This is a genomic window from Chelatococcus asaccharovorans (genome assembly GCF_003201475.1).
Taxonomy (GTDB): Bacteria; Pseudomonadota; Alphaproteobacteria; order Rhizobiales; family Beijerinckiaceae; genus Chelatococcus; species Chelatococcus asaccharovorans.
The window spans coordinates 1-3,959 of sequence record NZ_QJJK01000037.1 but is presented as its reverse complement, the minus strand read 5'-3'; the positions used below and the strand labels follow the sequence as shown (position 1 = coordinate 3,959).

The 3,959-nt window shown below is 59.6% G+C and carries 3 protein-coding genes; all 3 read right to left on the bottom strand.

The genetic code is table 11. The features are described 5' to 3' along the window. Positions 1 to 44: 44 nt before the first annotated feature. From C7450_RS33385 to C7450_RS33375, 3 genes are read right to left on the bottom strand one after another with little or no spacing between them, the layout of a single operon-like run. Positions 45 to 1,199, bottom strand: coding sequence for a TniQ family protein (locus C7450_RS33385; protein WP_110378711.1), 1,155 nt, complete (start codon positions 1,197 to 1,199; stop codon positions 45 to 47). A 2-nt stretch (positions 1,200 to 1,201) separates the two neighbouring features. Continuing rightward, complete coding sequence (locus C7450_RS33380; RefSeq protein WP_110378712.1) at positions 1,202 to 2,104, bottom strand: TniB family NTP-binding protein; 903 nt, start codon at positions 2,102 to 2,104, stop codon at positions 1,202 to 1,204. Then, positions 2,104 to 3,840: a Mu transposase C-terminal domain-containing protein gene (locus C7450_RS33375; protein WP_110378710.1), complete on the bottom strand. Its 1,737-nt coding sequence runs from the start codon at positions 3,838 to 3,840 to the stop codon at positions 2,104 to 2,106. The genes C7450_RS33380 and C7450_RS33375 overlap by 1 nt, the downstream gene beginning before the upstream one ends. Between the last annotated feature and the right edge of the window lie 119 nt (positions 3,841 to 3,959).

The following is a 3,959-nucleotide window of genomic DNA, read 5'->3' as shown; positions in this document are numbered from 1 at the left end:
TGTCATTTGTCACAGTGGACTGCACTGGCGGGACAAAGCTGTCTTCAGTAGGGGTATCCGGCGCGGCGCGGCGTCCTGGCAACAAGCAGCGGCGCCAGCACTGGTATTCCCAGGCTTTCGAGGGTTTCGTCCGTTTGAGCAACGAACCGTGCGCTACGAGGCAGATGGTTGAGCATCCGACGCAGGTCGATCGCGACGTCACGGTTTTCACGAGCGAGCACGGTGATGTTTTCGATCTGCAGCGGCATTATCCCGAAATTGCGCGAGAAAGCTGCACTGCATGGCGCTTCGACCGGCAGGGACCGCGTGAGCGCCTTTATCGGCTCAAGGCCGGCTCTAATCAGCGGCTGTATCGCCACAGCTACGACTTTCAGGACATTCGCCCGTTCTAAACGACCCAGCTTCTCGTAAATGCCCCAGCGCCCCAGGGCATGGCGATAGGGAAGGCCTACGGCCGCCCACGAGGCCTCAATTATCGGACGTGCCGCATCCTTCATGCGGCGAGGCCGACAGATCTCGTCGATAACGCCACGCAGTACACGAAGCCAAAGGCCTCCGTGAACAATGCGGCCACCAGGCAACTGTACCCTGCCCTTCGTAACGGCCTGCAGGGTCAACCCGTCGAGCGCAGCAAGTTCTGCGGCGGCTTCCCTGGAAACTGGATAATCGGATTGCTTGGAAGGACTGGCAGCTTGTAGCAGGACGCCGTGTTTCGGGCAGCTCGCCATCCAACTGGCCCGCCAATATAAGCGTCCAAAGCGCTGTCGATCGCTTCGCAGGCAATCAACACACTCGATCATCTTGCCGCCGGCCAGATCTTCGGAAAGCCAAGGGAGCCACCAAGCAGCCTGCACCGGCCGCACCCGCAACGCTGGGTTCTCAAAGATACCAAACTGACAACAATAGGCGGGAAAGATGTCGCCTTGAGGCGCTAGACTGTCCACCAGATAGGGCACGTAGGCTGCCATCGTCATGGCCCGGATCCGACCAACAGCAACACCTGTGCGTTCCGCCAGCTTCTGGATCAAAGCAGCCGACGGCCAGAAATCCGCCAATTCGATATCCGGTCTAGTGATCCCCAAGGCTGCTTCAGCGAATTCGTCGACGCCCATGTCATAAGCATCGGCGAGCCGCCATAACCACGACGACAAGGCTTCTTGCGGCAATGGCTGAGGGTGAATCGGCAGCCTTGTCGCCATCGTCAGACCAGAAGCTTCTCGGTGAGACGTCGGCGCTCTGCCGGACCGTGGTATTTCATCTGGCGGAGGGACCGCTGATTGATCGCCTCCTCCCCGCTCTCGACCGCGGCAACCGCAGCCGAACGCAACAGAGCAGCTATTTCGCCTATGGTCCCGCCTGTGCGAGCCAAAATCCAGCGCTGCAGCTCGGCCGAGCGGAGAAATGACGGCTTACGAAGCGGGAACGTCGCCACAAGGCTCTGGATCAGCCGGTCGAGTTCGTCTCCCTCCTCCCACACCGGCAGTATGATCGGATGAAACCGGTTCTCAAGTTGCGGATCGGTGCGGATGGCGAGATAGGCGTCCCTTGTCCCTGCCCCGACAATCGGGATTCGCAATTCGTTGCCGAGGAACCGCAGCAGATTGAGGAATTCCCGCTGTGCCGGTGCGGTACCAGCCAGAAGATTGTGCAGTTCGTCGATGATGAGGATTCGTGCGCGAACCCTCTTGAGGATCGACAACGCCAGCGCTTCAAGATCATGCTTGCGGGCCGTCCTGCGAACCGGCGCTCCCAAAACCCCAATGAGATGCTGGTAGAAGCGCGCAACGCCCGGATCGGTAAGCATCTGCACCACGGCAACAGGGATATTTTCCTCGTCACGGCCGGCCAAGGTGGGCGGCGTATGATCGCGTCGGAATTTCTCGATGATCATTGATTTGCCGTTGTTTGTTGGCCCGAGCACCAGAAGACACTGCGGCCGGACGCGGCCAGGCTCGTTTTCAATCGCGGCGCTGAGCAGATTGAGCGCTGTCTGTGCCTGCGGGTAGCCGATCCACCATTGGCCACGGATGAAGGCAATTCGTTGCGCGACGTCCGCGGCTGCAATCTCTCGCAGATCGAGGGGAAGGTGGCTGAGATCTGTCATCACCATCTTTCCATCTGAAATGGCGGCGAGACGGCCGCCTGGTCATCGGCGCACTCGTTTTCAATCGTCGGCATGACAACCACCCGATCCACCGGCTTTTCAGGGGCTGGTGTCTGTCGCGCCAGCAGGCGCCGAGCCGCTTTGGATTTCTTTGCCGCGGCCTTCACCAGTCCACGCTGCTGTTCGACCGTCCTGAAGATCACGTCTTCATCGACCTGCGCTCGGCCACCTGCCCTGATGGCTCGAACAGCCTGCCGGTGCTCAAAAAGCGAGATGCCAGGCCGTTCCAAACGCCGGCAAGGCACCGTCACGTAGCTGCGGCCGTCAGGCTCAAGTACGAATATCTGCAACAGATCGCGAGGATCGCGGCGGATCAGGAAGGATCGGCACCGATCTCGGTTTGCAATCCACGGGCGCAGAACATCGGAATAGTAGGTGATATGGTCGAGCGTGAAGCCATCGCGTTGGATCGTACGACGCACGACAGGTAGGAAATCGACCAGATATTCGCGGCTATTGGCGACTGGTCGCCGGTCTCCATACTCGGCAATTCCGCGCTTCCACCGCGCGAGCGGCGGCTCCATGATCCCTTCGTGGACCTCGTGATGGTAGCGTCCGCTGATCGCGAGAGCCAGCCAATGCTCCAGCTCGGACAACGTAAGAACCGCAGATGCATCGCTGTCATAGGTCCCCCGTTCGGTCGGATTTGAAAACGTCGTGCCGGGCAGATCATGGATAAGGCCCATCAAGGTGCCGATCAGACGCTCGATCACCCCACCGAAATGAGGTTGGCCCTTCGGGCGGTATTCCAGGCCGATCCCATGCTGCTGGCAGCCGCGAGCGAGAGCCTCGCCATGAAATTCCGCTGCATTATCAAGATGCAGAAGACGCGGGACACCTGCGATCGGCCACTCTGTATCGAGGCCCAAGCCGTCGAGATAGGCCCCCTTGTCAACGCCAGAGTGGGCGAGGCACAAACCGACACTCGTTGCGGACGGCGCCTCGAACGAGACCAGAAAGCCGGTGATGCAACGGCTATAGACGTCGATCGCCACGGTCAGCCACGGCCGTCCGACGGGCAGGCGTGTGATTTCGTCCACCAGAATGATATCGACCGGCGTATGATCGATCTGGACGATGTCCAGCGGTCCCGTTGCGACCGGCCCATGGCCCGCAGCCGACGTTAGCCGTCTCGCTTCGCTGCTGCCCGGGCCTTCACGACGACGCGCGACCTCTTCAGCCCGAATTGTCTCAAGGCGACGGCGGATCGTTTTCCCCGAAGGAGCCGGCAATCCGGCCTTTTTGCACCTGAGTTGAACTTCCTCGACCAGACGAACAATCCGACGCTTCTGCCGCGTCAGATAGGTGTCGTAGATTGCGGCGGTGACAATGTCGTCCACTCGCGCCGGCATTCTGGATCGGCCTCGGCCGCCGGATGGCTTTCCGGGAGCCAGCGAACTCATCAATCCACCTGAGGCCAGAAACCGGGCGACAAGCGTGTAGACCGATCGGGTGCTCATACTCAGAAGAGCTGCAGCACCCCGCGCATTAAGACCTGAGACCGGTTTCTGAGCCGCCAGGGATGCTATGATTGGATATCGGCGCTGCGCCTCTTTCCGTGCTTCTTCAGACAACCCGAGTGTACCGCGTTCGGCAATCTGATCAGCGTGATCATCCACCTCGACGTCCCCCCTGCCGGCAACCAAATCGGCGACATTGAAGGGAAGTATGGGCATTTTATACTACATGATGAAGACAACTATGGGAAATCAGGAGCCAATTGCTGTGACCATGACCTTCGCTAAGATATTGATTTTCCATGCTCCGCATTGAAGCTAACTTTGACAACTGACAT